The organism is Fibrisoma limi BUZ 3, assembly GCF_000296815.2.
Taxonomy (GTDB): domain Bacteria; phylum Bacteroidota; class Bacteroidia; order Cytophagales; family Spirosomataceae; genus Fibrisoma; species Fibrisoma limi.
The window spans coordinates 615783-640865 of sequence record NZ_CAIT01000004.1 but is presented as its reverse complement, the minus strand read 5'-3'; the positions used below and the strand labels follow the sequence as shown (position 1 = coordinate 640865).

The 25083-nt window shown below is 52.1% G+C and carries 16 protein-coding genes; all 16 read right to left on the bottom strand.

The window, feature by feature from the left end:
* Positions 1-26 precede the first annotated feature (26 nt).
* Complete coding sequence (locus BN8_RS03160) at positions 27-560, bottom strand: VOC family protein (RefSeq protein WP_009280344.1); 534 nt, start codon at positions 558-560, stop codon at positions 27-29.
* Positions 561-572: 12 nt separating this feature from the next.
* Positions 573-2855: a glycoside hydrolase family 127 protein gene (locus tag BN8_RS03155; RefSeq protein WP_040005294.1), complete on the bottom strand. Its 2283-nt coding sequence runs from the start codon at positions 2853-2855 to the stop codon at positions 573-575.
* 11 nt (positions 2856-2866) lie between these two features.
* Positions 2867-4540: a glycoside hydrolase family 43 protein gene (locus tag BN8_RS03150; RefSeq protein ID WP_009280342.1), complete on the bottom strand. Its 1674-nt coding sequence runs from the start codon at positions 4538-4540 to the stop codon at positions 2867-2869.
* A gap of 36 nt (positions 4541-4576) precedes the next feature.
* A complete protein-coding gene (locus tag BN8_RS03145; RefSeq protein ID WP_009280341.1) occupies positions 4577-7042 on the bottom strand; it encodes a glycoside hydrolase family 95 protein in 2466 nt (821 codons plus the stop codon).
* Positions 7043-7088: 46 nt separating this feature from the next.
* A complete protein-coding gene (locus BN8_RS03140) occupies positions 7089-8105 on the bottom strand; it encodes a zinc-binding alcohol dehydrogenase family protein (protein WP_040005293.1) in 1017 nt (338 codons plus the stop codon).
* Positions 8106-8233: 128 nt separating this feature from the next.
* On the bottom strand, positions 8234-10048 hold the full coding sequence (locus tag BN8_RS03135; protein WP_009280339.1) for a RagB/SusD family nutrient uptake outer membrane protein: 1815 nt from the start codon (positions 10046-10048) through the stop codon (positions 8234-8236).
* 14 nt (positions 10049-10062) lie between these two features.
* Positions 10063-13563, bottom strand: a complete 3501-nt coding sequence (locus BN8_RS03130; RefSeq protein WP_009280338.1) for a TonB-dependent receptor — start codon at positions 13561-13563, stop codon at positions 10063-10065.
* A gap of 152 nt (positions 13564-13715) precedes the next feature.
* On the bottom strand, positions 13716-14780 hold the full coding sequence (locus BN8_RS03125; RefSeq protein WP_009280337.1) for a FecR family protein: 1065 nt from the start codon (positions 14778-14780) through the stop codon (positions 13716-13718).
* A gap of 72 nt (positions 14781-14852) precedes the next feature.
* Positions 14853-15434 (bottom strand): RNA polymerase sigma factor, encoded by a 582-nt coding sequence (locus BN8_RS03120; protein ID WP_009280336.1) that lies wholly within the window; start codon positions 15432-15434, stop codon positions 14853-14855.
* A gap of 171 nt (positions 15435-15605) precedes the next feature.
* Entirely contained in the window at positions 15606-16739 is a 1134-nt protein-coding gene (locus BN8_RS03115; protein WP_009280335.1) for an aldose epimerase family protein, read from the bottom strand.
* Between the two features lie 62 nt (positions 16740-16801).
* On the bottom strand, positions 16802-18457 hold the full coding sequence (locus BN8_RS03110; protein WP_009280334.1) for a sodium/sugar symporter: 1656 nt from the start codon (positions 18455-18457) through the stop codon (positions 16802-16804).
* A gap of 30 nt (positions 18458-18487) precedes the next feature.
* The gene (locus tag BN8_RS03105) at positions 18488-19186 is read right to left on the bottom strand and encodes an L-ribulose-5-phosphate 4-epimerase (protein ID WP_009280333.1); all 699 of its coding nucleotides are present in this window, start codon (positions 19184-19186) and stop codon (positions 18488-18490) included.
* Positions 19187-19343: 157 nt separating this feature from the next.
* Entirely contained in the window at positions 19344-20885 is a 1542-nt protein-coding gene (locus BN8_RS03100; RefSeq protein WP_040005291.1) for an alpha-N-arabinofuranosidase, read from the bottom strand.
* Between the two features lie 77 nt (positions 20886-20962).
* Positions 20963-22453 (bottom strand): L-arabinose isomerase, encoded by a 1491-nt coding sequence (gene araA / locus BN8_RS03095; protein WP_009280331.1) that lies wholly within the window; start codon positions 22451-22453, stop codon positions 20963-20965.
* Positions 22454-22507: 54 nt separating this feature from the next.
* Entirely contained in the window at positions 22508-24175 is a 1668-nt protein-coding gene (locus tag BN8_RS03090) for a ribulokinase (protein WP_009280330.1), read from the bottom strand.
* A gap of 147 nt (positions 24176-24322) precedes the next feature.
* A complete protein-coding gene (locus tag BN8_RS03085) occupies positions 24323-25033 on the bottom strand; it encodes an NUDIX hydrolase (RefSeq protein WP_009280329.1) in 711 nt (236 codons plus the stop codon).
* Positions 25034-25083 lie beyond the last annotated feature (50 nt).

The window sequence follows — 25083 nt, the reverse complement described above, 5'->3', positions numbered from 1 at the left end:
AGGTTTCGAGCAGTGGTTTCGCTGTATTATTCCAGCGGGCCGATCAGTTCAATGAACGTTCCGTCGGGGTCCTGCACCAGAACAAAGTGGGCTTTGTCGTTCAGGGGCGTTGGCGTGCTGCCTAAAAACGGCACATTCATCTGCTTGAGTCGCTCAACAATCGGTTTCAGGGCTTTCACGTTGATCGTGATGTACTGCATGCCCGTATCGTCCTGAATGACCTTGGGCTTTGGATGCGACGCTTTCGTGTTGAAGCTCATCAGCTTCCAATCCGTGGCCTCGGGGCTGTTTTCCAGCTTCAGAATCGTTACGGCCGCAGACGTCCCGTTTGCCAGACCCGAGCGTTTCGAAAATTCTTCGTTGATGGTAAAGCTGCCGGTTTTCACCATACCGATACCATTTACATAAAAGTCAAGCGAGCGGTTGAGGTCGGCCACCACCACACCGATCCCAATGGTTTTGCTGGTAAAATTGGATTGGGCCAAGGTGGTGAAAACACTACCAAAAACGAATAGTGTCAAAGCGACACATTTAAGGGTAATAGGAAAGTTTCTAGGCATTTCAAAAAGTCGTTAACGGGTTAAGAGTCTGATTTGGTTGATGCGAGGAGTTTGTTTTCCGTTTCGGGCCACTATCCTCAAGGTGACCACCTCTTTGTCATTCGCTTTCAGTTGAATCGTTTTCCCCTCAGTGGTTATAGCCTGGGCAGGAACGTCATCAAGCAGGAAGTCTACGTTTTCTGGCTTTATATCATCTAAAGCCGTGATAGAAATGGATTTACCTGCCAGTCCTTTGTTCTGCAACTGGTACGATATATACGAGCGGGTACGTCGCCAGAACCGCTCGTCGTCATAGCCGGATTCGCTCTTTTCGCCCTTGTACGCGTGATCCACTTCGGGTTGTTGTTCACCACAATTAACCTTATCGATGGTAATGGCTTCCAACGCCAAAGTCTCGGCCTCCTGCTGTTTCAGTCGGGCCTGCTGTTCGTCGAAGGCGGCCTGGGTAAACGTCTGGAAGTACATCTGATAGCGGGCATCGTGAACTTCATAGAAGGGCTGCAATGTCAGCGTGTCCAGTTGGAAACGCAGTCTGTCAACGGGTTTCAGCCGCGAGAGATACGTCGCCGAATCACCGACAAGCGCATACGCACTAGTCAGCGGGTACAGCTTTCCTTTTGTCTCATGCCCCATCCGGCTATCGTCGGCAAAAAGTCCTTTCAGATCTGCCGTTGACGTTTTAGCGGCCAGCACAATGGGACCATGCACAAACGCGGCCCAGTTTGAGCCATCCGGCAACTGCTCCAGCCGGGTAGACGTTTTAAAACGCACCGTTATGATGTCACCTGCTTTCCACTTTCGGGAAATAGCTACGTATTCCGAAGGTTTCCCATTTACAGCCTGCTGCTTCCCATTGACCAACACCTCCAGGTTTTCAGCCCATTTCGGATAACGGATTTGCACCGAAAATACCTGTGGTTTTGCCTGCTGTACAACTAGTTCCGTTCCATTTTCATACGGAAAATTGGTGCGCTGGTTCAGCCGAACCCCTTTTTCTTTCCAGTTTAACGTTGATGGGATGAACAGGTTAACGAACAGGTCATTAGTCGAATGACTGTAAATCAGCTCACCGTATTTAGTGTGATTCTCCAGCCCTGACCCCACGCAGCACCACATGCTGGTTTCGGACTGCGAATACACCCGGTAGTGATTGGGGCGTATGGGCGTAAAATAGACGAACCCGCCCTTTTCGGGATGCTGACTCGACAGGATGTGGTTGTACAGGGTTCGCTCGTAGAAGTCGAGGTAGCTTACGTCGTTCTTATCCAGAAACAGGGCTTTGCTCAACCGGAGCATGTTAAACGAATTGCAGGTTTCCGGTCCCTGATTCGACCGCAATACTTGACTAAAGTCAGTTGTGGGGTTGAAATGCTCGCGAACGCTGTTCCCGCCAAAGGCCACACTACGCGTCTGTGATACGTTCCGCCAGAAGTACATAGCAGCTTCTGACCAGTCGGTCTTACCCGTCAACGTAGCAATTTTCTCAAAACCGATCACCTTCGGAATCTGCGTGTTGGCGTGCAGTCCGGTAAGTTTGTCCTGTTGTTCCAGCAACGGATACAACAAGGCCCGATGGGAAAGACGCTGTGCCGTTTCGAGGTATTTCTTGTCGTTGGTCAGGATGTACAAATCAGCAAACGTTTCGTTGATACCACCGTGTTCGGTACGTAGCACCTGCTGAATCTGCTCATCCGACAGGGGTTTGATCAATTCAACAAACCAGTCACCGAGGCCAATCAGCACCTGCTTAGCCTGCCCATTTCCGGCGTATGCATAGGCATCGCGCAGCCCCGCAAACAGTTTATGAATGTTGTACAGCGGCACCCAGGTATTGTTCAGCCCAAAGCTGCTGCCGTCAATATCGCCTTTGTGAATCCGATCCCAGAACACCTTACCCTGCGGAATACCCCCGACGTATCCGTTCCCATTTTTGGCCTGACATCGGGCTAGTTCGCCTATCATGTAGTCGAGCCGCTTTTTAAGTTCGGGTTCGCCCGTTGAGGCATACATCATGGCCAACGCCGACAGGTAATGCCCGCCGATGTGCCCATCCAGCCCTACACTTTCCCAGTTACCGTAGCGTTGCGCTTTCAACGGCAAACCGGCATCGATCAGGTATGGAGCCAGTAGTTTATCCGGGTTCAGCGCCAGGATATACTTCAGGTCAACGTCCTGCGCCTGCTTGAACGGTCCACTCGTCAGCCTCACCTCCTGCAAGGTAAACGGCTGCATCTGCGCCCCTGCCGACAGGCTGAGCAGAACTAGGAGAGTGATATGTAATACTTTCGTTTTCAATGGCTTATCAATTACTTATACATCGGGTCGTCGCCTTTGTATTTCAGGTACTTGAATGAAGCAGCATTCTCGGACTTTTCGCCAGATGAGGTAGCATACAGGCCATACACGCAGCCAATGAAGCTATTGGCCGCTTTGGTACTCAAAAACTTGCCGTCAACCTGGTCTTTTAACAAGTTCCATTTTTTCCCATCGGTCGAGTAATAGAAGCTGTACAAGGCTCCTTCCGACTGTATTTTAAAATTCACTTTGGCAACGGATGAAGGTAAAGGCACTTCAGTCACCATTTCCAGGGTTTTGTCTTTGCTCTTGAACAATTGAACCACGTCTTTGCCATCGGTTTTCGATTTGGCCACGAAGTAAAAATGGCGTTCGTCCTGAAGAATCACCAACCCCGCTTTTTCATTGTCGGCTTTTGGCGAAAACATCACTTCAGTTTCGGCGGTGCTGTAAAGGTGTTGCTGACGCTTACCCACAAACGAAGGGTTTCCCATTTCAGAAATCGTTTCTGGTTTAAGTGTCAGCGTCAATCCATTGGCCTTTGATGTTTTAAACGAACTGCTATCCACCGTTCTCAAAAAAAGCATCGACAGATCAAGCCCTTTGTCGAAGGTCATCGTATATCCGAAGTTGCCATTTTGCGGTAAAGCCCCTTTCTGTTTAACTTCTTTGATGTTGGTTTTGTATTGGTAGGCAATGGCTTTCTCGCCGTGTTCGATCATCGGCCAATCGTTTACCCACGTCAGCGGAGCAATAAACATTTCGCGACCTGTATTATAATAATCGCCTTCGTAGGGACGTACCGCCAGAAAAATCGAATACCAGTTGCCATCGGGACCTTCGATAAACTGAGCGTGTCCAGCCGAGGTAATGGGGTCTTTGCGGTCGGCGGGGAGGTCCCGCTGCGTTAGAATGGGGTTGCCTTCAAAGGGAACGTATGGCCCCCATACATCCTTGCTCCGCAACACTACCTCCGAGTGATTAACCGATGTGCCGCCCTCGGCCGCGTAAAGGTAATACCAGCCATTGCGCTTCAGAATATGCGGTCCTTCAATCCAAACCGGCTTCTTCGAGAGATCTACGCCCCCGTTCACCAGCTGTTTTTCTTCACCCACCACTTTCAAATTCTTATAGTCGAACTCGTACATCCGAATAGTGCGGTGGCCCGAATACAGCGGTTTGCGGTCGGGGGCATCGCTATTATAAATAATGTAGGCTTTGTCGGTTTCCTCATCAAAATAGATTGACGGGTCAATCCCGCGTACCTGCGGAATTTTCACCGGATTGCTGTAGGGTCCCGCCGGATTTTTGGACGTTACAACAAAATTTCCATCATGGTCAATATCCGTACAGGTTACGTAGTAAGTCCCTTTGTAATAACTGATGGCCGGGGCAAATAGCCCGCGCGTCATACGTTCGCCCATGAAATCCATCTGCGAGGGCCGGTTGATTACATTGCCGATCTGCTTCCAGTTTTTCAGGTCACGACTGTGCATGATCGGCAAGCCCGGGAAATAGGAAAACGTAGAATGTACTGAATAATAATCAGCCCCCACTCGCACAATGCTCGGGTCTGGATAAAAGCCAGTCAGGATGGGGTTAATCAGCGTTGTCTGCGCAAAACTGACACAGTTTATCACGCAGGATATTGCCGTAAACGCAATAAGAAACAGGCACTTCTTCATAGAAAACAATTTCAGGTTATTAAGTCAGTAGTTTGGTTATTGAGCTACCAGCGTGTAGACCTTACCCGCTTGCGTAGGCATGTCGTAGACCACAGTTTCTTTCAGGGTCAACGCTGGCTTACCGGCTTGGGCAGATACGACTGGCGTCGGCGTATCTTCGACGTAGTAAAATGGGTTTGCATTTTGTCCCGACGCGGTCGTGAGCGCCCCTCCTCCGCTAGTTTTCAGCGCATTCCGTACCCGCAAACGTAGGTTACCACCCAGATTTGATTTGACCGTTAGCTTCGTCAGTTTACCAGCTTTCCACTGCATGTCCACTACCTCGAAACCTCCACGCGCCCGCAGCCCGGTCACGCTGCCGGTTGGCCACACGTCGGGCAGGGCAGGCAGGATGTGAATGGCTCCGTCAGCGCTTTGCAACAGCATTTCCGTGATGCCCGATGTGCAACCGAAGTTGCCATCGATCTGAAAGGGTGGGTGCGCATCAAACAGATTATTGTACGTACCGCCCCCTTCTTTATTGACGCCCAGGGGCGTAAGCTGATTCTGAATCAACGTATAGGCGTGGTTACCGTCCTGCAAACGCGCCCACCAGTTAACTTTCCAGCCCATACTCCACCCCGTCGATACGTCGCCCCGATGGATGAGCGACGTTTGGGCCGCACTGTACAGATCTGGCGTACGGTACGGGGAAATCTGATTGGAGGGAAACAGGCCGTACAGGTGCGAAATGTGCCGGTGCTTGTCATTCGGGTCGTCGATGTCCTCCAGCCACTCCTGCAACTGACCGTGCTGACCAACATGCATGGGAGGAAGCTGACTGCGCTTTTGCTTCAGCGTATCCACAAAGGCGACATCGGTTTTCAGAATCTCGGCCGCCCGGATCGCTGTGCTGAATACGTCGAACGCAATCTGATTATCCATCGTCGTGCCCGCGTCCAGTGATGAACCACCGTGCGCTTTAGGCGCATTTTCAGGCGAAGTACCGGGATTGACGACCAGCCAGTGGTATTTGGGATGTTCGATCAGATAATCTACGTAGAACTGGGCAGCTCCTTTGAGAATCGGATAAACCGAGGCCAGATACGCCTTGTCGCCATTGTATAGGTAGTGCTCCCAGAGGTGTTGGGCCGTCCAGCCGCCACCCGCAATCCACATACCCCAGGTAGCTCCGTCAATAGCGCCGGTTGTCCGCCAGATGTCTGTATTGTGGTGCGCCATCCAACCTCGGGCTCCGTACATGACCCGGGCCGTTTCCTGCCCCGCTTCCGACAACTCGTTCACCATCCGCAGGAACGGCTCGTGCAGCTCCGCCAGGTTCGTTTTTTCGGCGGGCCAGTAATTCATCTGGGCGTTGATGTTGATGGTGTACTTACTGTCCCACGGCGGTCGCATTCTATGATTCCAGATTCCCTGTAGGTTGGCGGGCTGCCCCCCCGGCTGGGAAGACGAAATCAGCAGGTAGCGCCCATACTGGTAGTAGAGGGTCGCAAACTCCGGGTCGGTTGCGGTTCGAAAATTTTTCAGCCGCTCGTCGGTGGGGAGCTTCGCGGCTTCGGTGGGCGTTGAGCCAAGGTCTAACCGAACCCGGTTGAAATAGTTTTGATACGCAGCGACATGCGGAGTCAGCATGGCCGCGTATGATTTGGGGTACGCTTTGTTCAGATACGATTCCGCCCGGGCGTTTTCATCCCCGCTGACGTCTTTATACGAATTGAAATTCGTAGCAATGGAAATGTAAATCGTTGCGGCATTGGCCCCTTTGACGGTGAGTGTGGTATCCGTCGATGCGAGCGTCCCTTTCTCGGTCTTGATGCGGGTAATACCTTTGAACCGTACCATTCCTTTCACCCCTTCATGGTCCGACGTAGTACCGGCTATGGTCAGGTCTTTGGCCGGAGTTGTTTTGCGATCGGCTTTTTGTTGTGTTGAGTACGAAGCAGTAAAGTCAATACGTCCTGGCTTGCTGGCCGTAAGGTGTACGACAATCACCTGATCGGGAAACGACGTGAAGACTTCGCGGGTGTAGGCCACTCCGTCTACGGTGTAGGTCGTTTTGGCTATAGCCCGCTCAATATCCAGATCACGGTAATAATTCGTGTAGTTATCGTGACCGTTGAAGGTCAGGTGCAGATTACCCACGGGCTGAAACATTTGCCCGTGCGCTTTCTTGGTGATGATTGCTTTGTTGGCCAGTTTCTCGGCTTCTTTCTGCTTCCCGTCAAAGATCAATGTTCGGATCTCAGGTAAAGCGGCTAACGCATCCGGGTTGTCGTTACGGTTGGGGCCACCACTCCAGACAGTGTGTTCGTTGAGTTGAATCGTTTCCCGGGCTACGTTGCCGTAGACCATAGCGCCCAGCCGACCGTTTCCGATGGGCAGGGCATTTTCCCAGGTTTGTCCGGCGGGTTGGTTATACCAAAGTTTGAACGCCGGCTTGTTTTGCGAAAAGCCAACGGTTGTTGTTAAGAGTACTAAAAACAGATACGAATAGTAGTTCATAGGTCGCGTACTTTTTCGGACGGATGCTGAAGATGGTGTCTTTAATTTATGGCATCTCCACCATTGCTTTAATTACGCCCGTAGCCGGATTAAGCCAGGATTCAAATTCATCGGCAACGTTGTCGAACGATACCCGGTGGGTGATGTACGTTTTGGGGTCGACGTCGCCCGTTCGCATGGATGCCAGCACGTGCTCGAAGTCCTGCCGGGTCGCATTACGGCTGCTCATCAGGGTGCCTTCCCGTTTGTGAAACTCCGGGTGACTAAACGAGATATCCCCTTTCTGCAAGCCAATTAAGACGTAACGGGCTCCGTGCGCCATGTACTTGAACGCGTCGTTGATCGCTTTCAGGCTTCCCGTCGCATCAATAACCACCGTGGGCATATCGCCGTTGGTGATGTCCCGTATCTGTTCAAACGCGTTAGGGTCCAGCGCATTGACGGTATGTGCAACCTGTAGCTTGTCCTTACAGAACTGAAGCCGCCGGTCGTTCACATCCAGCGCAATGACCTTCCCACCGGCAATCCGCGCAAACTCCATAGTTCCTAAGCCGATAGGTCCAGCGCCTACCACTAGTACAAACTCCCCCACTTCTACCCCCGCCCGTCGAACACCGTGCGCACCAATGGCCAGCGGTTCAACCAGGGCCAGTTCGTCGAAACTTAGTCCCTCGCCGTGCAACAAAGCGGTTGAGGGCACCGACAGGTATTCGGCCATGCCTCCATTTATGTGCACTCCGCAGACCTGCATGTGGGTACAACAGTTTGGTTTACCCCTCCGGCAGGCAATGCAGGTGCCGCAGTTGAAATAAGGGATAAACGATACGGCTTCCCCGGGTTTAAAATCAGAGGCTCCATCCGCGTCGATCAGTTCACCTGATAGCTCGTGACCCAGAATGCGTGGGTAGCTGAAAAAGGGCTGTGTACCCTCAAAGGCGTGCAAATCCGTTCCGCAGATGCCAATGCGTTTAATCTTGATGATCGCCCGGTCTTTACTCAACGAGGGCTTTTCCTCTGTTGAATAGGCAAGTTTTCCCGGTTCGGTACACACCAATGTTCTCATAATCTTGCTGCTTTCTAAAGCGCACGCCCGGCTATTTACAGCCGGGTTTGTACAACTTCTATTTTGCATTAAAAGGATGCAAGAGGATTTTAGTCCTCCTGCATCCTATCAGTCAACAATGTATGGAATTAATAGCCCGGATTCTGCGGAAACTTAGGCCCCTCCACCGTGCGGTCAATCTGGTTCTGCGGAATCGGTCTCAGCATATGAAAATCCTGTATATAATTCGCGGCCTCCGGGTTCCAGGCTTTCACGCGACGAACCAGCGAGCGGGTCCGCACCAGATCATGCCACCGCTGCCATTCGCCAAAGAATTCGCGGCTCCGTTCATCCAGGATGAAATCTACCGTTACATCGCTGGCAGAAATCGTCATGGCTGTTGCAGCTGCGGCATTTTGCGCAGCGGTATTGGTCTTACGGAACGCGGCCCGCTGCCGTACGACGTTGATCAACTCGGCAGCCCGCTGGTTGTTACCCGCTTTGTGGTACGCTTCAGCGCCTGTCAGGTAAACGTCAGAGAAGCGGTACAGTACCACAGGACGGGTCGACGGGTCGTTAAAGTTTGCACCCCGGCTGGGGTCCATGAACTTCTTCAGGGCCGGGAAGATGCCATTATTCCATAAGCTCGGCGGCACCACAATCCCTTTGAATGGTCTGGTGCCGACAAACTGCGGAGCCCCGGCCACTTCGTAATCTGGTAACCAGACAGCCGTGTCGGCGCCAACTACCGTAGTGTAGCCGATACCCCGGCGGTTGTTGGCAGCATTAGCCTGGTTAGAAATCGACGTGTTGGAAATGTACACAGTAATAAACGAATTGGCGAATCGTGAGTCAACGTCCCGTTTGACAAATGCCTGATCCAGGAAGTAACTCTTGCCCACATTAGGCCCTGTTTTTAATTTGTCCGTGTTAGGCCGCATACGAACGTAGGGCCGTCCGTATTGAGAGTCGCGAATCATACCGGACGTGCCACTGTTTACCAGCGTTCCAGCCGCATTGACGAACGAGTTGACACCGCTGTTGTTGGGATAGTTCCAGTTAGTGAACCAGGGGGTCAGGTTCTGTGCCGCCCCACCGCTGGCACCACCGCCTACAGTATAATAGCCAAACTTGGGATCGTTGACGTGGTCGCTTACAAACATGGTTTCTTTGCCATAATCGTTGGCCGGTACGAAGGCATCACCATAATCCTGCCACAGATCAAGACCATAGGCTGCCTTGTTGGCAATAATATCGGCACAGATAGTAGCGGCCTGCGTGAAATCGGCCTGGGTGTTATTCAGCCAGCCGCGGGTTAGGTACGCCTTCGCCAATAGCAATTGCGCGACAGGCTTCGTTGCGGCTTTGCCCAGAAAAGGTGCCGTTGGCTGGTTGGGTAAATCAGCAGCCGCTTCGGTCAGGTCTTTAATAATCTGCTCGTACACCTGGGCCGCTGGCTGACGGGCAGCCGCCTGTGAGGGAACCGTGATAAAGGTAGTACTCAGCGGCACATCGCCCCAGGTCTGCACCAGATAGAAATACCAGAATCCGCGCAGAAACTTAGCCTGTGCCAGGTACTGCTTTCGGGTAGCCTCCGGCAAATCAATGGTCTGACCGTACTGGAGTACACCGTTCAACGTATTGATATCCTGGAAGGCCACGCCCCATGCCGAACCAAAGTTACTGCCGTTAAGGCCGTTGTAGGTGTAAGCGGGTCCACCGCCTGAGCTGGCACCCTGCAGGAAATCATCAGTGCCGGCCTGCATCTCCACGGTAAATCCTTCGGTACCCCACTGGCCCCGAATGTCGTTATAGACACCGGCAATACCGCCCAGTACACCAGCCGGACTATTGAAGTAAGAAGGGACAATTTGCGATTGTGGATTCTCTTCCAGTATTTTTTCGCACCCTGTATTCAGTAAAGCCGTAAGGCCAATCAGGGTCCAAACGTTTATAGCTTTCATAGAAGTGTCAAAGATTAGAATTTAAGATTAACGCCTAACGTGAATTGCCGAACCGGCGGGTTGTTCAGGTTCACCGCGATCTGGCGCTCCGGCGTTGCCCGGTCTGCTCCCTGAGCATTGAGCGTTGCCGAACCAGACGCATAGCTGTTACCTTCTGGGTCAACAGCCAGATTATCACGTACTAAAGGCGAATACAGGATAAGCGGGTTGGTGGCGTTGAAGTAAAGCCGGGCCGAACTGACACCAATCTTTTTGATGAGCTGACTGCTGAAGGTATAGCCCACGTTGATACTTCTTATTTTCACGAACGACCCGTCATAATAGCCCAGCGTTGAGCCGAACCACTGAACAGCACCACCCGCATCAGGTGCAGGGAACGCATTGGTTGGGTTGGTTTCGGTCCAGTAGTCGGTTTTTACCTGGTTTACCCGGCCTTGGTTGAAGAAGGCAAACCCGCCTGAACCAGTGGAGTTACCCGTCAGGTAAGGCACAACTACTTTCATTCCCATTCGGGCAAAGGTGACAATCGACGCATCGAAACCTTTGTACGTGAAGCGGTTAGTGATGCCCGCTTCAAACTTGGGCTGAAAGTTACCCAGAATCTGCCGGTCGGCCGGATCAATCTTATTGTCGCCATTAACGTCCTCAACTCTGATTTGTCCTGGAAACTGCACGGGCGCGGTTTGTCTCTGCAACGTACCGTTCTCCTGGTCAGCAGTTTGCCAGATACCGATCTTTTTGTAGTCGTAGATGACCGAAAGAGGTTGGCCAACAAACCAGCCGGCTCCTACGTTCGAGAGCTCGGTCGGTGTGGTGAGCTGGGTGATCTTTTCCCGGTTGAAGAAATAAATCAGGTCGGCGCTCCAGTTGAATCCGCCCGGCTTTCTGAAAATATCAAACGTCAGCGATGTTTCCAGACCCCGGCCTTCTGTTCTTCCCAGGTTTCTCAGCGTTGAGCCAGCGCCATTGCTGGGGGGCAGCGGCACAGACAGCAGAATGTCCTTGGTTTTTTGAAGATACCAGTCTACCGTACCCGTAATTCGATTGTTCAGGAAACCGAAGTCAACGCCAATATCCACCTGCGAGGTTGACTGCCAGCCCAGATTCGTTGCTGGCAGGCTGGTCACCGTATAGGCCAATTGCTGACCGGCCGTGCCCAGACCGAAATTATAGTAACCTGCCGACAGCGCGCCCAGTGTGGCATAGGCCCCTACGTTCCGGTTGCCCGATATACCCCAGCCTCCGCGTAGTTTCAGGTTTGAAATAACCGGTATACCCTTCATGAAACCTTCCTCAATGATGTTCCACCCTGCGCCAATGGCCGGATAATTGAAGTACTGGTTGCCGGGCGACAGGGTTGAAGAACCATCCCGACGCAGGGTCAGGGTTAACAGGTAGCGATCATTGTAGCTGTAATTGACGCGGCCCATGTACGACAGCAGTCCCGTTTCGGTAAAGGAGTTGCCAAAGTCCGAGTTGGCGACCGGTGTTCCGGAAGCCAGCGAGAAGTTAGACGTTTTAATGTAATCGGCTGGAACCCCGGTTATCGTGAATCGGCTGCCCAGCGAATGGTTTTGCGTAACTTCATACAGTCCAGTAAAGCCTAATTTATGCTTTCCAAAAGTTTTGTCGTAATACAACAGGTGCTGGAGGTTAATGTCCCAAAATTCGGTATTGCTGATCTCAGCGTTTGACGACGATTGAACCGTGGCGTTGTTGAAGTACGTGAGCGGGCCACCGTAGCCGTTGTAATTCGACTGACTGAAGTTCAGACCGGCATTGAACCGATAGCGCAGACCCGGTAAAATGTTTACCTCAGCGTATAAGCTGTTAAAGGTACGTATCGACCGGGTACGGCCCAGATATGAATCTTTCTTCGTGATAATGGTGAGCGGGCTTACGCTAGCAGCATCGATTGAGCCTTCTAAAGGAAACAGGTTCACACTACCGTCGGCATTGTAGGGAGCAGCCAGTGGGGTTAACCGTACCAAACCACCTGGTATGCCACCACCGCCCGGCGTGTTTGTGTAAGTAAGCGTGTTCAGCGTATTCAGGCCAATCTTGATGTTCTTTCCAAGCCGCTGATCGATGGTAGCGCGTATCGTGTACCGCTCGAACTTCTGGCTGGGGATAATACCGGTTTCGTTGAAATAGCCCATTCCCATCGAATACTGCGTGTTTTCAGTACCCCCTTGCAGGCCCAACTGATGGTTCGTATTAAAACCTTGTCTGTAAATCAGGTCCTGCCAGTTGGTAGAAACACCAGCGGCCAGTGCTTCCTGCTCCTTGATTGTGAGCGGATAAGCCGTGGTTCCGGGTGCCGTACGGTTGTATTTGGCTGCATCTTGTTTGAACTGGGCATACTCAGTGCCATTCATGACATTGTATTTGCCCATGATGTTAGTGAGCCCGTGATAGCCATCGTAGGTGAATACTGGTTTGCCAACTTTACCCCGTTTAGTAGTGACTAAAATAACCCCGCCAGCACCTCGCGACCCATAGATAGCCGTAGCGGATGCATCTTTCAGGATTTCAAGGTTGGCAATGTCATCCGGGTTGATGTCGTTCAGCCCCCCGTACGGAATACCATCCACAACTACCAGCGGACCATCAAGTCCATCGCCGTTACCGGTGGTCAGCGTCCGGTTACCCCGAATACGAATCTGCCCTTGCGAACCGGGTGTAGAGCCGTTACTAACGATGGTTACCCCAGCCGCGCGGCCTTTGAGCTGGTTGACCAGGTTGGGAGCCGGTACTTCTTTCAGCGTAGCTTCGTTCACTGACACTACCGAACCCGTAACATCCCGTTTCCGCTGTGTACCGTAGCCAACAACCACGACTTCGTCCAGGGTTTTGTCATCCGGTGCTAGACTGATATTGACCACTTTCTGCGAACCGACCGTCACTTCCTGGGCTACGTACCCGACCAACGAGAAAACAAGCACAGCGCCGGTGTTCTGAACCGAAAGTCTGTAATTACCATCCGCATCCGTAATCGTTCCGCGCGTCGTCGATTTTATCTGAATGTTGACCCCGGGTAGTCCTTCGCCTTTCTCATCCGTGACCCGTCCGGAAATCTGAACATCCTGCAGGGCTGCATCTTGCGAGGTTTCGAGCAAGGTATTCTCCTGCGGGATATTGCTTGATTGTGCGGCATTCCGTTTGATTACAATCTGCTGGCCAACAACCTCGTAGCTCAGGTTGAGCGGAGTCAGTATGTGATCCAGTACCAGATGAAGCTGTTCGTTTTTTGCCTGATAGCTGACCTTTCTTTTGGATTGGATAATCTCTCTGCTGAATAAAAATTGCACCTTGGCTTGCTCTTCGAGTCGTTTAATGACCGACTCGACGTCCTGATTCTGAGCCACAAGGGTAATGCGTCGATTCAGGAGTTCCTGCGACTTGCCATCAAAGGCAAGGCTAATGTTGACGAGGGTAAACGCAAGCAAAAGTTGCAGGCCTGAATGCTTCATAATCCTGATCCAGATGTTGCGGTTAGTTAACCGGTTTTGCATGGGTTGGGGGTTTTAAACGTAATGACATACAATAAAATGTGTCATTTTTACACATTTGTGAAAAATAGGCGGTAGTACCAGAATACTATCGCATCGCACGAGTACGGATAGATTCTACAGCATTGGCATTTGTATGATTAAGTGTTTAACAATCAGTTACATCCAAGGCCCTGTATGGTAATTTGGTTATCCACGAACTCGTAAGTGGATTCAGTAGCCATACAGATAAGGCGTATTTTCTCGAGAAAGGGGATGTCGTTGAGCTGACCGGTGAAGGTGCAGTTACTGAGCCTGTTCCGGTCATAGCGAATAGATACGTGGTAATTTTCTTCAAGCCGGGCAAATACTTCGGGAACAGGCGTGTATTCAAACGTAAACTGTTGTTTCAGAATTGGGGCTGTATTCGTTACCGTGAGAATTTTTTGCTTAACAAATTGCTTATTAGCGGTTTCAAGATTAACTTCTTCATTTCCCTTCAGGGACACAATCTTGTCAGGGGTTGCTGTTGATACAACGGTAACCTGACCCGTTTTTACTTTCACATAGGCAATCGCTTCTTTCATGAATGACCGAACCTGAAAGCTCGTTCCAAGCACCTTCGTGGTTAACGTTGGCGTATACACTACAAATGGTTTGGTCGAATCTTTCATCACCTCAAAAAACCCTTCCCCTTCCAGAAAAACCTCCCGTACCGCCTGCTGCATCTGTTTGTGAAAACGTAATTGACTATCTGTCGATAAAAGTACTGATGACTTATCCGGCAGGAGCACGATCAACGCCTGCCCCGTTGTATTCCTGACTACCTTCCAGCCCTCATTCTGTTGAGCGTCGGCTTTACGCGTATCCGTCAATGGATTGGGTGGAAGGCCACTTACCTGCCACCAGACAACCAAACCAGCTACGGCTGCTGCGGCTGCCCATCCGCCCCATCGCCAGTTGATCAACGGCTTAACAACAGGAGCTGCGTCCGGCAGTTGATTCAGCATGATCTCCGTTCGGCGCTTGACCTCCCGGTCCGAAATCTTTATGCGTTTGCCCTGCACTACCAGAAAGGTAGCAACGGCTTGTTCATAAAGGGGTTTCTTTTCCGGATGCTGCGCCAGCCATCGCTGCCAGTCCAACTGATCTTCCGGACGCCTTTCCAGCATCCATTTTCGAAACGCATCATTTGCTAAGAAATCCTCGACGCTCGAAAGGGTTTCAGGAGGGAAGTCCATTGAACTTTTCGGCTATTTTCAATGATAGTATGAATATTTGGCTCCGCTATACCCTACTTAAAGGAAATTTTTTTATAAAATAATGCAAAACGTTAAGAGGATGGGTGAAAGCCACTGATTACGAAGCTTAGCCAGCGCTTTTTGCAGAAAGTTGGACACTGATTGACGGTTCACATTCATAACCTCCGCTATTTCAGGAATAGACAAATTTTCATAGAAGCGCAAATACAGCGCTTCCCGCTCCCGGTTCGGCAGGCTGGCCAACTGCGCTCCTATGATTTTTTTCAGTTGCTCAAATGACTCCTGTTGTATCATTAAGGCTTCGGAATCTGGCTCCTCCGGCAGCGAACTATCCCAATCCGGCTCTTCATAGGTCATGCGTTTCTGTAACCGTAAATACTGAAGTACATGATGCCGTAAAGCTTTTAATAAATAATGCTTAACCGAATCGGTATCGTTGATCTGTTCGCGGTTTTGCCAGAGTTGTAGAAAAAGATCCTGAATACAATCCTCTACTACGGCCTCGTCTACCATAAATTTCAACCCATAGTGCTTCAGCACGCGATAATAGCGTTCAAGCAGTTGCCCCAATGCCTGTTTTTCTCCCTCACGAAATGATTGCCATAAGGCTTGGTCTTTGTTTCGGGAATCCATGTAGCCTGATTAAGTTGATTGAAAAAATTATACAAATAAATTTAATTGTACAATTTAAAAATTAACCAAAACAGCCACTCGATTGACAAGCTGTTACAACTTCCTGGCACTATCTAGGGTAGAACCGGTGCCCTATGGGTTGAAATCCATCATTCCAGGTTTCAGATCGGCTTACTTGCGGGCTGAAAATTTGTAAATTGTGGTCGTCTGATACGTTTCGCCAGGCTGTAGCGTGGTCGTCGGGAAGCTAGACTGATTGGGTGAGTCGGGATAGTGTTCCGTTTCCAGACATAGACCCGTACGTTTCTGATACACCACGCCCCCTTTGCCCGTCAGCGTCCCATCGAGGAAGTTACCCGTATAGAACTGAATGGCCGGCTCGGTCGTGTACACCTCCATAACGCGGCCGGTTGTGGGTTCATATACCGTAGCAGCCAGTTTGCTTGTTTTTGAGCTGTCCGACAGCACCCAGGCGTGGTCATAACCCAACCCATACTTGATCTGCACATCCGACGAATCGTTGATCCGCTTGCCAATGGCCGTTGACTTCGTGAAGTCGAAGGGCGTACCGGCCACCGGCTTCAACTCGCCCGTCGGAATCAGGGTTTCGTTTACCGGCAGAAAGCGGTCGGCGTTGAGGGTAACTTCGTGACTGAGGATGTCGCCCTGACCCGCCAGGTTGAAATACGAATGGTTGGTCAGGTTCACCACGGTTGGCTTGTCGGTTGTCGCTTTATAGTCGATCCGTAGGGCATTATCTTTCTGCAGGGTATAGGTCACCTCTACGTTGAGGTTGCCGGGGTAGCCTTCTTCGCCATCCTTCGCCGTATAGGCCAGTTTCAACGCCGGCTCTTCGCCATCTACGGGCGTTGCCGACCACAGCACCTTATCAAATCCTTTCAGTCCGCCATGCAGATGGTTCCCCATGTTGTTGGTAGCCAGCGTATACTCCTGGCCATTCAGCGTGAATTTCCCCTTGGCGATACGGTTCCCATAGCGGCCAATCAGCGCCCCGAAGTAAGGTACGCCTTTTTCGTAGCCAGCCAGCGAGTCCATACCGAGGGTAACATCGGCGAACGTACCGTCTTTATCCGGCGCTGTCATCGATACGATGATGCCCCCATAATTGGTGATCTTCGCTTCCATACCGGCGGCATTACGCAACGTGTACAACTCTGCCTCCCGGCCGTCGGTTAGCTTCCCAAAGGAAGTCTTGTCAATTCCAGCTTTCTGTTCGTTCATATTATTCGAATTACAGCCAGATAAGGCCATCAGGGCGACTAAAACAAGCGGTAGGATTCTCATATTTACTAGTGCTATGACAGATTAAAAGTTTACTGAGTACTCACGCCGGCGGCTCGGATTCGTTACCAGAAAATTACGTAGACAAGGGCCAGCAACGCACATACGGCCGCAGCGCCCACCCGGAACGAGGGATTGGTCTGGAACCAGTGCCGATCTACGGCAAACGCTTTAGGATTACGCTGTCCGCGTGATTCAATCAGACTAATGGCTACGTGCACGACGACGCAAATCCAGAAGACCGTACCCATACGGTTCAGGAACGGCATATCCGGAACCTGGTACTTCAACAGAGTCGATAACGGGATGCTCAGCACCGCAGCCGCCAGCGCTCCGTTGGCCGTAGCGCGTTTCCAGAACATACCCAGCAGGAAAATGCACAGAATGCCCGGTGAGATAAAACCGGTGTACTCCTGAATGTATTCGAAGCCCTGCCCGAAGTTTTGCAGAAAAGGACTGATTACCAGAGCAATGGCAAATGAAACAACAATCGCTACGCGACCCAGCCAGACGGTCTGCTTCTCGCTGATGTTGGGGTTAACGAATTTTTTGTGAATGTCCAGCATGTAAATCGTCGAGATGCTGTTTGCCTTTCCGGCCAGCGAGGCCACGATGGCCGCCGTCAGGGCCGCAAAGGAAAGCCCCTTCAGGCCAGTCGGCAGGATGTTCAGTAGCACCGGATACGCATTGTCGGGTTTGACTATATTATTGTCGGTAATACCCTGCACGATGGCGGCATCGGCGTTTTCCTGAAACAGTACGTAAGCTGCCAGGCCGGGCAATACAACAATAAACGGCATCATCAGCTTCAGAAAAGCCGCGAACAGAACGCCGTTCCGGGCCGTGGGCAGATCAGCGCCAAGTGCGCGCTGGATCATGTACTGATTACAGCCGAAGTAGTTGAAGTTCACGATCCATTGCCCGCCGATGATGAACATCATCAGTCCCGGCAACTGATTGTAAGCGTCGATTTTTCCGCCCCGGCCGTCGTGCACGAAGTATTCACCCCGCTCAAAAATCATGTGCATATGGTGGTCGGCTTTCTGCTTGATCAGGCTCAATCCCTCGAACACCCCTGCCCCCGTACCAACCTTATCCGACAGCAGACTCAAGGCCAGATACGTCGTAGCAAGTCCGCCGACGACCAGACACACAACCTGAATCACGTCTGTATAGCCGATGACCTTCATGCCGCCCAGCGTAATGAACACGGCAAACACCGTCAGGAAAATAGCGCAGGGCATGAAGGCAAATCCCGTCATTTTCTCCAGACTCAGCGCACCGAGGTAGATGATCGACGTAAGGTTGACGAGGATATACAGAAACAGCCAGAACACCGCCATAATCGTTGCCAGCCGCTTATCGTAGCGCATTTCCAGGAACTGCGGCATGGTGTAAATCTTGTTGCGGATGTACATCGGCAGAAAATAGATCGCGATGACCACCAGCGACAGCCCCCCGACCAGCTCGTAAACCGAAATGGCCAGCCCCAATTGAAATGCCTGCCCCGACATGCCGATGAACTGCTCAGCCGAGATATTTGACGCAATTATGGACGCGCCGATGGCCCACCAGGTCAGTGATCCTTCGGCAAGGAAGAAGTCTTTGCTATCGGCATTCTGTCTGCCTTTATGATGATACACCCAGTAGCCGTAGGAAGCTACAATGACGAAATAGATGAAAAAAATTACGTAGTCGATGGTTTCAAGTCCAAGCGTCATAAGGGGTAAGGAATTAGATAAGTGGGTAGTTTAACAGCCCTGTCCGTAGTACGCGTTTTTGCCGTGCTTGCGCTCATAATGCTTCATCCGGAGCGTGTCTTTGATGCGGGGCGTGTCGGGATTGATTTGCAGCGTCAGGTACGCCATGCGGGCAACTTCCTCAAGCACAGCCGCATTGTAGACCGACTTTTCGGCGGTTTTACCCCACGTAAACGGCCCGTGGTTCTGCAACAGGACCATTTCCATTTCCTGGTGCGACAATCCTTTCTGCCCGAAGACACCGAAAATCTGATTGCCTGTTTCGTACTCGTAATCGCCCTGAATCATTTCATCGGTCAGCACCGGCGCACAGGGAATGTCCTGGTGCGTGTGGTCGGCGTGGGTTGTTCCGAAGATCGGTATATCTATTCCCGCCTGTGCCCAGGCAACGGCGTAGGTACTGTGCGTATGGGTGATGCCCCCGATATCGTCCCAGGTTTTATAAAGCAACGCGTGGGTTTTCGTATCCGACGAAGGGCGCATGGTACCAGCAACAACCCGGGCGTCGTAGTCACAGATCACGATATCCTCGGGTCGTAAAGCTTCGTAGGGCACCCCACTCGGCTTGATGGCGAATACGGCGCGCTCACGATCGACAGCGCTGACGTTTCCAAACGTAAACAGGACCAGTCCCAGCTTCGGTAGCTGCATATTGGCCTCGTAACATTCTTCTTGAAGTGTCTTGTACATAGTTTAATGAGTGAAATCGGACCGCAATGGCGGACCATCGCCGAAGCGGAGCGAATGAGTGAAAGAGCGAAACCGAGCTATCTGATGCAGAGCGAAAAGTTTGCGTCAGCCATTCACTCTTTCACTCATTCGCTCTTTCACTCTTTATAAACGCTCTTTATAGTTCCAGCACCACCACCGATACCGGCGGCAACGTAACGGTGAGATTGTCGCCGGTAAGTTTAGCCCCGGTAAAGGCGACGGGCTTTACCTTCGTCGGGTTTTCGAACGTATTATGGTCCTGCACCTTGGCGGAGGTAAGTATGCGCCCTGCTACGCCGGATGCCTTGAGTCCCTTCAGAGTAACCGTAATCTCCTGCTGTTTACCAGCGTCAATGTTGACCAGCGAGATGTGCGTTTTGCCCGCCTTATCCCGCGACGCGGATACCGATACGGCCGGCATCTTATAGTCCCCCACTTTATACTCTTCCGTTTTTATATCAATCGGCAGCATCGTTGCGTCCTGATGCACATTGTACATTTCCAGCACGTGGTACGTAGGCGTCAGCAGCATCTTGTCGCCCTTGGTCAGAATTACGGCCTGAAGCACATTAATGGCCTGGGCCAGATTCGCCATCCGGACCCGCTCGGCGTGTTTGTGGAAGATGTTGAGCGTAGCCCCGGCCAGAATCGCGTCGCGCATGGTGTTCTGCTGATACAGAAAACCTGGGTTCGTTTTCGGCTCGACTTCGTACCACGCCCCCCACTCATCGACCACCAGGGCGATCTTCTTCTGCGGGTCGTACTTGTCCATGATGTCCGAGTGCTTCTGCACGAACGTGTCCATTTTCAAGGCTTCGTTCATGGTGTGAGCGTAGTCGGTTTCGGTAAATTCAGTGGCTGAACCTTTCTCGTTCGGACCCCAGCCGAATGTGGAATAATGGTGCAGGGCCACCCCTTCGACCATCTTGCCAGGAATATTTTTCATGAGCGTTTCGGTCCAGTTGAAGTCATCCGAACTGGCCCCCGACGCAATCCGGAAGATTTTTTCGTTGCCGACCTTGGGTTCCATGAACGTAGCGTACTGGCGGTAGATGTTGGCGTAGTAGTCGGCCGTCATGTTCCCTCCGCAACCCCAGGCTTCGTTCCCAACACCCCAGTAGCGCACATTCCAGGGAACCTGGCGTCCGTTCTGTTGCCGGAGATTCGACATCGGGCTGTTGCTGGGAAAATTGACATACTGCACCCAATCGCTCAGGTCCTGTACTGTCCCACTGCCGACGTTTCCGGCCAGGTAAGGCTCCGTGCCGAGCAGTTCGCACATGTTCAGAAAATCGTGTGTACCGAAGCTGTTGTCTTCCGTAACGCCCCCCCACCAGGTGTTGACGATCTTCGGTCGCTTGGCTTTCGGTCCAATACCATCTTTCCAGTGGTACGTGTCGGCAAAGCACCCACCCGGCCAGCGCAGGTTCGGAATCTTCATCTTTTTCAGAGCCTCGACTACGTCCAGGCGAACGCCGTTTTTGTTGGGAATCTTTGTATTGCCTTCGCCAACGTAAAAACCGTCGTAGATGCACCGGCCCAGGTGTTCGGCAAAGTGGCCGTAGATGTGACGGCTGATGACCGTCTTCCCCTGATCGGCATTGACCGTCACCCGGTTTTGCGCCAACGCGCTCAGGCTGAGTGGGGAAAGGAGTAGAGTTAGGATGTATTTGTTCATGGGTAAAGAGCGAAAAAGCGAGAGAGCGAATGAGTGATTCAGCATTTCGCTCATTCACTCATTCGCTCTTTCACTCTTTATTTAAAAGCTGCTTCGCTCCAGCGCAGTTCGTTTTTCAATTGACGGAGATTGGTGTTACGGTCGATGACGACCAGTTCTACACCGAATATGTCGGCGAAATCTTCGATGTGCTCAGTTGTCAGGTTCTGGCTGTATACGGTGTGGTGAGCACCACCGGCCAGTATCCAGGCTGCACAACCGGTGGCCATGTCGGGCATGGGTTTCCAGAGCGCCCGGGCAACAGGCAACTTCGGTAGCGCTTCAGTGACTTCCACCGCTTCTACTTCGTTGACCAGCAGTCGAAAACGATTACCCATGTCGATCAGCGACACGTTAATGGCCGGACCCGCCGGAGCGTTGAATACCAGACGAACGGGGTCTTCCTTACCCCCAATCCCCAGCGGATGAATCTCACAGGATGGAGTACCGGCCGCAATACTTGGGCAGATCTCCAGCATGTGCGAACCCAGTACGAGGGGATTCGCCGGATCAAAGTGGTACGTATAATCTTCCATGAAGGAGTTACCGCCCGTCAGTCCGGCCGCCATCACTTTCAGCACCCGTACCATCGCGGCCGTTTTCCAGTCGCCTTCGCCCGCAAATCCGTAACCGTCGGCCATCAGGCGTTGGGAAGCGATGCCGGGTAACTGTTTCATGCCGTGCAGATCCTCGAACGTATCACTGAACGCGCCAAAGCCGCCGTCCTGCAAAAACGCCCGCATACCCAGTTCAATCCGGGCCGCATCGCGCAGCGAACTGTGCCGGTCTCCACCTTTCTGCAGGGATTCCATGAGCGTATACGTATCGGCGTATTCCTGGGCGAGTCGGTCTACCTCGGCGTCGGAAATCTGGTTAATTACGGCCACCAGATCACCAATACCGTGCGTATTCACCGACATCCCGAAGGTCATTTCAGCGGCTACTTTGTCGCCCTCGGTTACGGCCACCTGGCGCATGTTGTCGCCGAAACGGACAACCTTCAGGGTTTTGAGTTCGTACGCTCCGACGGCCACCCGCACCCAGGCGGCAATCTTCTGCACTACGGCGTCTTCCTGCCAGAACCCCACCACCACTTTGCGGTTAAGCCGCATCCGTGACATCATGAAACCAAACTCACGGTCGCCGTGCGCCGACTGGTTCAGGTTCATAAAGTCCATGTCGATATCGCCCCACGGAATGTCACGGTTGAATTGCGTATGCAAGTGCAGCAGTGGCTTTTTCAGGATCGTCAGTCCCCGAATCCACATCTTGGCGGGTGAGAACGTGTGCATCCACGCGACAATACCGACACAGCTCGGCGCTACGTTGGCCTCCTGGCAGATAGCGTAAATCTCGTCCGGAGTTTTCACGACCGGCTTAAATACCACCCGTACCGGCATGGGAGCCGCTTTGTCTAAAAACTCCGCGATAAGCTGTGAATGGGCGTCAACCTGCCGAAGGGTTTCTTCTCCGTACAGATGCTGACTTCCCGTAATAAACCAGATTTCAAATTGCTTCAGGTCGAGCATTCCGTCAAAAATGAATGATGAAACTTGCTATTGATTAGTAGTTGGTATGCCTTTCTAAACGACTTCGGGTAGGACCTGTGCCCGCGTGGGCAGAGCCTCTACGAAACTGCCCAGCTTGAGGTATTTTTGATACAGCGTTTCGTACACCGCCACTTTACTGGGCTGAGGGGTATACTCGGCGTCGAAACCTGAACCCATAGCCTGTTGAGCGGCTTCCAGCGATGGATGAACCCCGGCCGCTACGGCAGCGCACATGGCCGCCCCCAGGGCGCAGGCCTGATCCGCCTGTGCAACCTGAATTGGTTTGTTGAGTACGTCGGCGAGGGTCTGCATCACAAACGGCGACTTTTTAGCCACCCCGCCAATGGCGATCACCTTGCGGATGGGAACCCCTTCCTGAATAAACCGCTCGACGATGCTCCGCGACCCAAAGGCAGTAGCTTCTACCAACGCCTTGAATACCTTAACGGCATCTGTACCGAGGTTCAAACCAGCAATGGCCGCCTTGAGGGTATGGTTGGCATCGGGTGTCCGGCGGCCGTTGATCCAGTCGAGTGCAATGAGATCATTTTCCGTGACGGGCAGTTGAGCCGCTTGCTGGGCCAGGTGCGGAATCAATTGACTTGCTAACGTATTGGCGGCTTCATCGCCCAGCAGATCGCGCACCGGACCCGTAATGAGCCGGGCGAACCACGCATAAACATCCCCGAAAGCCGATTGCCCCGCTTCCAGACCGAGCATGCCAGGCGCTACGGAACCATCTACCTGCCCACAGATGCCCCGGATGAGCCGGTGACCGATCTCGTCGTTCGGAGCCATCAGAATGTCGCAGGTGGACGTACCGATGATCCGCACAAAGGCATACGGCTCAATTTCGGCACCAATCGCGCCCATGTGCGCGTCAAAAGCACCGATACCAATTACCACATCGGTCGTAAGCCCTAACTTCTCCGCCCACTCGGCCGCGAGAGTACCCATAACCTGATCGGATGTGTGGGTATCTGTAAAGAGCCGATCACGTAGACCGCCCAGCAACGGATCGAGCCGGGTCAGGAATTCGTCCGATGGCAAGCCATTGAATTCACTGTGCCAAAGCGCTTTGTGACCGGCTGCGCAGCGTGACCGCCGGAGCGTCAGCGGGTTGGTATTGCCCGTCAGTACCGCCGACATCCAGTCGCAGTGTTCAATCCACGAAAAAGCATGCTGACGAACCGCTTCATCGACCCGCAAGGTTCGCAGGATCTTGGCCCAGAACCACTCCGACGAATAAATACCGCCAACGTATTTGGTGTAATCTGTATCCCAATGATGCGCTAAGTGGTTAATCTCCTCCGCTTCTGCATTGGCCGTGTGGTCTTTCCAGAGAATGAACATGCCGTTCGGATTCTCGGCAAAATCGGGACGTAGCGCCAGAGGAAGACCAGTTTCATCGACCGGACCGGGTGTTGAACCCGTTGTATCGATAGAAATCCCGACTACCTGTTGCCTGACGTCGGACGGTGCATTAGCTAAAGCGCCCTTGATACTCGCTTCAAGACCTTCGAGGTAGTCGAGCGGGTGCTGCCGGAACTGCGAGGTAGCCGGATTGCAGTACAACCCCTGTTTCCAGCGGGTGTATTCGTGCACGTGCGTGCCGGCTACTTCTCCTGTTTGGGTATCGACCAGGAGAGCCCGCACGGAATCGGTGCCGAAGTCAACCCCGATGACATATTGATTATGCATGACTGAGTACGTTTTTGCTATCTGTTGAGAGAAACAGGTGAAACATAGTCTCACCTGTTTACTGCCTTACTAACCAATGATAAACAAATAGTTAACTTGCATAGCCCACCCACTGCCGACTGGAGGAGGTGTTTATAATCAGGCTATTTATGACAAAGACAACTCCGTGAATTCGGGCAAAAACGATTGATACCCATTCAGGTAGTCCTGGTATTTTTCCTTATTGAGTTTAAACAGTTGGCCTTTCTTAGTCACCGAGGTCAGATCTTTTTCGCCGGTGCCCATCAACAGTTCAGTAGCCATGATCTTGCGGCTAAAATTTCGCCGGTCGAGCTTCACGTTATAAATGGCCTCGTACAGCTTCTGCAATTGGGGGACGGTGAACTTCTCCGGCAGCAGTTCAAAGCCGATCGGGTACAGGGCCGCTTTGTAGCGCAACTGCCGCAGGGCGGCTTCTACCATCTGATCATGGTCGAAAATGAGCCTGGGCTTGTTGCTCAGATCGATCCAGGACGCATTGTGTGTCTTGAGAGCGAGCGGATCCTGATCATCGATATTTACCAACGAGTAATAAACAACGGAGATGGTTCGCTCAACCGGGTCCCGCTTTACAGCGCCGAACGTCTGAAGTTGTTCCAGGTAATTATTCTGCAGGCCGGTCAACGTAAACAGAATACGGGTGGCGGCATCGTGCAGGTCTTCGTCTGCATTTAAGAAACCACCCATCAGCGACCACTTGCCGAATTCGGGGTCAAAATTCCGCTTGATTAACAGCAACTTCAGCGCTTCTCCGTCAAAGCCGAAGATGATACAATCCAACGCTACCAGTATTCGGCTACTGTGTTGATACCCCGTCATAAACCTTCCCAATGCACAATTGTGTAGATAACACACTATTTATGTGTCAA

Excerpts from the sequence above, each read along its gene's own strand:
- BN8_RS03140 (WP_040005293.1), bottom strand. The coding sequence starts at position 8,105 with ATGAGAACATTGGTGTGTACCGAACCGGGAAAACTTGCCTATTCAACA.
- BN8_RS03135 (WP_009280339.1), bottom strand. The coding sequence starts at position 10,048 with ATGAAAGCTATAAACGTTTGGACCCTGATTGGCCTTACGGCTTTACTG.
- BN8_RS03110 (WP_009280334.1), bottom strand. The coding sequence starts at position 18,457 with ATGACGCTTGGACTTGAAACCATCGACTACGTAATTTTTTTCATCTAT.
- BN8_RS03120 (WP_009280336.1), bottom strand. The coding sequence starts at position 15,434 with ATGGATTCCCGAAACAAAGACCAAGCCTTATGGCAATCATTTCGTGAG.
- BN8_RS03125 (WP_009280337.1), bottom strand. The coding sequence starts at position 14,780 with ATGGACTTCCCTCCTGAAACCCTTTCGAGCGTCGAGGATTTCTTAGCA.
- araA (WP_009280331.1), bottom strand. The coding sequence starts at position 22,453 with ATGCTCGACCTGAAGCAATTTGAAATCTGGTTTATTACGGGAAGTCAG.
- BN8_RS03160 (WP_009280344.1), bottom strand. The coding sequence starts at position 560 with ATGCCTAGAAACTTTCCTATTACCCTTAAATGTGTCGCTTTGACACTA.
- BN8_RS03130 (WP_009280338.1), bottom strand. The coding sequence starts at position 13,563 with ATGCAAAACCGGTTAACTAACCGCAACATCTGGATCAGGATTATGAAG.
- BN8_RS03090 (WP_009280330.1), bottom strand. The coding sequence starts at position 24,175 with ATGCATAATCAATATGTCATCGGGGTTGACTTCGGCACCGATTCCGTG.
- BN8_RS03145 (WP_009280341.1), bottom strand. The coding sequence starts at position 7,042 with ATGAACTACTATTCGTATCTGTTTTTAGTACTCTTAACAACAACCGTT.
- BN8_RS03085 (WP_009280329.1), bottom strand. The coding sequence starts at position 25,033 with ATGACGGGGTATCAACACAGTAGCCGAATACTGGTAGCGTTGGATTGT.
- BN8_RS03100 (WP_040005291.1), bottom strand. The coding sequence starts at position 20,885 with ATGAACAAATACATCCTAACTCTACTCCTTTCCCCACTCAGCCTGAGC.
- BN8_RS03115 (WP_009280335.1), bottom strand. The coding sequence starts at position 16,739 with ATGAGAATCCTACCGCTTGTTTTAGTCGCCCTGATGGCCTTATCTGGC.
- BN8_RS03150 (WP_009280342.1), bottom strand. The coding sequence starts at position 4,540 with ATGAAGAAGTGCCTGTTTCTTATTGCGTTTACGGCAATATCCTGCGTG.
- BN8_RS03105 (WP_009280333.1), bottom strand. The coding sequence starts at position 19,186 with ATGTACAAGACACTTCAAGAAGAATGTTACGAGGCCAATATGCAGCTA.